Source organism: Psychrobacter lutiphocae DSM 21542, assembly GCF_000382145.1.
Taxonomy (GTDB): Bacteria; Pseudomonadota; Gammaproteobacteria; order Pseudomonadales; family Moraxellaceae; genus Psychrobacter; species Psychrobacter lutiphocae.
Window position 1 is genome coordinate 1 of sequence record NZ_KB907686.1, and the last position, 5,266, is coordinate 5,266.

5 protein-coding genes are annotated in these 5,266 nt (G+C 36.1%); all 5 read right to left on the bottom strand.

What is annotated here, in order from left to right; translation table 11 throughout:
- The coding region (locus tag H140_RS0113465) for a helix-turn-helix domain-containing protein (RefSeq protein ID WP_019674166.1) at positions 1–201 on the bottom strand (201 nt) is incomplete at its 3' end.
- A gap of 79 nt (positions 202–280) precedes the next feature.
- Positions 281–886, bottom strand: coding sequence for a hypothetical protein (locus H140_RS0113470; RefSeq protein WP_019674167.1), 606 nt, complete (start codon positions 884–886; stop codon positions 281–283).
- 50 nt (positions 887–936) lie between these two features.
- The gene (locus H140_RS0113475) at positions 937–1,542 is read right to left on the bottom strand and encodes a hypothetical protein (RefSeq protein ID WP_019674168.1); all 606 of its coding nucleotides are present in this window, start codon (positions 1,540–1,542) and stop codon (positions 937–939) included.
- Between the two features lie 50 nt (positions 1,543–1,592).
- A complete protein-coding gene (locus H140_RS0113480; protein WP_019674169.1) occupies positions 1,593–2,015 on the bottom strand; it encodes a hypothetical protein in 423 nt (140 codons plus the stop codon).
- Between the two features lie 182 nt (positions 2,016–2,197).
- On the bottom strand, positions 2,198–5,266 hold a 3,069-nt coding region (locus H140_RS0113485), incomplete at its 5' end, for an RHS repeat-associated core domain-containing protein (protein ID WP_026349111.1).

A 5,266-nucleotide genomic window follows, 5' to 3' on the forward strand; every position in this document is an offset into this window, starting at 1 on the left:
GGCGTCATAACGGTTGAGCCAATTGTATACGCTTTGAATGTTGGTGTCGGTTATTTGTGCGATGTCTTTGGCTATTCTGCCATCACTTTTTAGCAGTATAATGTGACAACGTTTTCGATAACTGGCTGTTTTTCCGTGTTTATACCCGTGGTCTAGTGCTTTACGCTCGGCATCGGTTAGTTCTACTTGTCTTATCTTCATGATGGCTTTTTATGTCTGTTATGGAAAATTGCTATTATAATGTATTTCTGTTCGATTACTTAATCCGAATTAATTAGAACTATGTTCTAAACGCCGTCACTATGGCACCCCATTCTTTTTTTATAGCATCATATTCTCTTTTTTGAATTGAATCATACTTGTAATAGTATGAGCACACCAAACTATTTCTATCTTCATCAAACACAATACTGGATAAACCCTCAACAGGATATTTTTCACTATTAGCCAACTCTTCTTTACTACTTGGTAAAAAGGTATCCCAAGGTATATCTTTATAATAAACAAACTCTGGTAAGATAAGCTGATGATTAACTCTACCACTGTTCTCAAGAAAATAACAAAAAGACCAATCGTTAGAAGAATTAATTGTATATTTTAAATTATCCGATCTTTCAAACTTAACATGTTTAGCTTTAATAATGATAAGTTTACTAAGCGGATCAACCTTGAAATCAGTTCCAAGCCCCTCTATTTTCAGCCTAGTTAGCTTTTTATTATAAGTCCATTCTATTATGTAAAAAGGGTTATCAATATTATATTTAAAATCGGTCTTTAAATTTAGCTCCCACAAGGAAACGTATTGATCACCTTGATAAATATAATGGTAATCTTTGTAAACACAATGTTGATTTCTACTGCTGGTTATTTTAAATTCAATTGTCATCACTTAGGTCTTATATACTAATAATTTAAAATAATCCGAATTATTTAGAGCTATGCTCTAAATGCTGTCACTATGGCACCCCATTCTTTTTTTATAGCATCATATTCTCTTTTTTGAATTGAATCATAACTGTAATAATATGAACCGACTAAACTGTTTCTATCTTTATCAAACACAATACTGGATAAACCCTCAACAGGATGTTTTTCACTACTAACCAACTCTTCTTCACTACTTGGTAAAAAGGTATCCCAAGGTATATCTTTATAATAAACAAACTCTGGTAAGATAAGCTGATGATTAACTTTACCACTGTTCTCAAGAAAATAACAAAAAGACCAATCGTTAGAGGAATTAATTGTATATTTTAAATTATCGGATCTTTCAAACTTAATATGTTTAGCCTGAATAATAATAAGCTTGCTAAGTGGATCAACCTGAAATACAGCTGAAAGACCTTCTATTTTTAAAGTGATTGACTTATTATTAAAACTCCATTCTATTATATAAAAGGGATTGTCAATATCATATTCAAAATCTGTCTTTGAATTTAAAACCCAAAAAGAACTATATTTGTTGCCTTGATAAATATAGTGGTAATCTTTATACAAACAGCTTTGATTTTTACTATTAGTAATTTTAAATTCAATTGTCATAACTTAGGTCTTATATACTAATAATTTAAAATAATTCAAATTATTTAGAACTATGTTCTAAACGCTGTCACTATGGCACCCCATTCTTTTTTTATAGCATCATATTCTCGTTCTTGAATTGAATCACCCATATAGTAATATGAACCAACAAGGCTGTTTCTTTCATTAAAATATTTTATTCCACTAATACCTTCTGTAGGGGTTTTATTAGCGTTATCTGCTTCTGTTTCGTTACTGGGTAAAAAAGTATGCCAAGGTATTCTATCTTTATAATATACATATTTAGGGGGATTGAGTTGGTGATTAATACTCCCGTTTACGTTGATAAAGTAGCTTAGAGGCCACTCATTCAAGTTATTTTTAGTAAATATATTCTTACGGGACTTGATGATATCTATATAATTACCTCTAACGTAAATAAGATTGCTATTTGGATCTACTTTAAAATCTGAGGCTAGCCCCTTAACTGTCAACTTTATCAGTTCTTCGTTATGTACCCATTCTATAATAAAATATGGATTATCTATATCATAGCCAAAACCAGATTTTTATTCAGCTTCTCTGATTGACGTATAACTACCTCCTTTATATAAAAAAAAATAGTCACTATATATACATACTTGTCCTTTGCTACTTGTAACCTTAAATTCTTTTATCATTTGAGATCAGCCTCTTTTTTAATATCATTTACTCTAAAATAGTTTCTCCACTTATCATCTCTTAGATTAATAAGCAGTTCACTTTGTCGAGCACCTCCTCTATATAATGCACCATTCTCTCTTGAAATCAATGATCCTACGGTACCTGAACGAACAGGTATGGGAGTTTTAACTATGAGCTCTACTAAATCGCAACACTCATGATCTTGCTTAAAATCAGGCAATAAAGCTAACTTTTGTCTAGCTTCTTTTAAATTTGAAAACTTATCAGGTGACACCCACCCCCCTAACCCAGGTTCTGTAGGTGTAGCTCCTTTATTCACCAACATATAAACTTTCTCACCTGGATTAAGCCAAGTATCTGTTACGGTCTTCCATTTTGACCATGGGGGGCGAAAAGCATCACCATATCCCGCCGATTCCGCACGCCTTTTAGCCTCTGCATTTTCTTTATAACCAGCGCGTGTTCTGCCTGGTTTAAAAGTTCCATATCTTTTCTGATCGTTTGCAGCTCTTTTAGCTTGCGTAGCAGTATGCCCTCTATCTTTAAAAATAGTTCGGAATAATTTAGCTATTCTCGCACCAGCTAAAGCACCAGCACCAGTAGCAAGACTTTGTGTAGCAGCTTTTACTGCTTTTCGAATAGATTCTCCAGCTTCTAATAAATCAGTAGCTTTACATGTGGGTTTTAATATCTTGGAGGCTTTGTAAAGACCGTTTATGACATCAATAATTGCTTTACCAATAAGGAGACCCCCTATTCCAGCTAACGCAATGTCAGCCGCCCATCCATAAGGGGTAAATTGAGCAACAGCCCAAACACCAAATACAGCTGCTGTAGTAGCAATAGAAGAAGGACTTACAAGTTCACGCAACGCTGATTTAACATCGGATCCAAAAAATCCTGCTGCATAATTAAACACCCAACCAATCTTCTGTTCATTATTCCAACCTGCTACTTCACGATCAGTTGGTAAATTCCATTGAGGATCTAACCCATCAGGATCACTCACACTGTGAGGCTGATTTAAGGCAAAGGCAAACAAGTCAGGTCCTGCTGCTAGACCTAACGGATCTGTAGTATTATATCTAAGATTGACTGGGTCGTAATAACGATTGGTATTGTAGTGTAGACCGCTTTCACTGTCGTAGTACTGATTGGATAGCCGTAGATTAAGCTCAAACTCACTTTGACGATTGATATGAGCAAACCCAAAGTCTTCATTGGTCGCTTGCCAAACTAGCTTACTCGTTTTATCAGTAACGGCTATTGGTGCATTTCTATGGTCGGTATGGATATAAAACAGATCCCCTTGCTGCAGTACCGCAATAGGGGTATCGTTTAGCCAGATATATTGCTTTAGGTTATCAGCCTTTTTACTCGCCTCATCTGTTGTTTCTGCGACTAGCTGGTTACCGTTATAGAAATAATAGGTGTTCTTAGTTTTTGCGCCTTGATTATTGTATGTGGTTTTGGCGATACGCTGGTTAAAGGTGTTATAGCGATACTCTGCTACGGGTAGTGATCGACCTGTAGCATCCGTATGGGTTATCTTAGTAAGTCGGTTTTGACTGTCGTATTCATAATGTTGATCGCCTTGTTGAATGGTCCTGCCCCATTTATCTAGTTTGGGCAGTTGATATATTTGTTCAATAATGTCTGTTTGTACTGGGGCTGTTATGTCGCTACTGCGTCCATGTAATACCTTATCTAAAGCCCCTTCTAGGTGCTTGTGGATACCTTGATTTGGATGGATAGCATCGCCTAGTTGGGCGCTATAGGTTTGGTTAACTGTAGTGGGTTCTGTGGTTTTATTACCTGAATAATTTAGTACAGTTTGACCAACTTTAGGATTACCTGCTAAAACGATTCGTCCATTTGAGTCTTTTTGTAGGCTATTACTAATTCCATTACCAAAGGTAAATGACTGATTAATACTGGTATCATCGTCTGAATTAAGTCCGCTAATAATAGGCTTATTCCATAACCCTTTAAGCTCAACGCTATTTAGTACACCGACTTTTTTCTTGTCACTACCATTATAGGTATACTTAATCACTTCACCACTAGGTAACTTCTTAGAGGCGACTCTGTCTTGATTATCGTATTTATACGTTAGCGTAAAGGTTTTATTATCGATGTTTTGAGTGTGCGTTTTAAGCTTACCAGCATCATTATATGAGAAAGTTTCAAACCCTGTAGGATAAGTAATCTTGATAGGTTTATTGTGCGCTCCCCATTCAATATGGTGTTGCTCAATAATGCCATCCATTGATGTTACTTGTATATCGGTTATGCGCCCAATACTGTCCCGCTGATAGGTTTGAGTGTTGAGAGGTGACTGACTACCGATGAGTAGATTATTCTCATCGTATTTATAGGTGGTAATCCCTGTTGTGGGACTGTCAACAGCGATTATATTACCCATATCATCTTGGGTATAAGTGGTAATGAGTCCATCTACATCAGATTGTTCAAGCTTCGCTTTAGCCACGCTAACAGATTGGTTTAAAACGGCACTAATTTGTTGATAAGGGTTTATGTTAATATCTGGTCGTGCACTATTGCCTGTTTGGCCTTCAGCTATCTGTTGAATGCTACTTAAAAGCGCTTGCTTTGTGTCATTATCTATTGTTTCAAATGTTTTTTTCTGCTCAACCTTACCATCTACTAATAAATTAGCAGCAGTTAAATTGCCTTCTTTATCACGAATCAGATCAATCTGTGCTTGCGTTTTATCGCCCATGCTTATCAATTGACCAGCTGAGTTATATTGATAACTTAGTATTTGACCCAATGGATCGGTAACCTGCGCGACTCTGCCCATTGGGTCATAGCTGATGGTAGTGGTTTGTCCATTTTGATTGGTTTGAGTGATTTGACCTTGGGCATCATACTGATAAGTGCTGGTAGTGTTATCAATATCCTTTAATGCTGCAAGCCTACCTTGATCGTCATAGCTCATATTCTGAGTCAGGCCTTCTGGATAGGCTATACTGACTATTTGGCTTTTACCGTTATAATGATAACGGGTAGTATCTTTCGAGCTTGGTAGTGGCCCATC

Excerpts from the sequence above, each read along its gene's own strand:
- H140_RS0113470 (WP_019674167.1), bottom strand. The coding sequence starts at position 886 with ATGACAATTGAATTTAAAATAACCAGCAGTAGAAATCAACATTGTGTT.
- H140_RS0113475 (WP_019674168.1), bottom strand. The coding sequence starts at position 1,542 with ATGACAATTGAATTTAAAATTACTAATAGTAAAAATCAAAGCTGTTTG.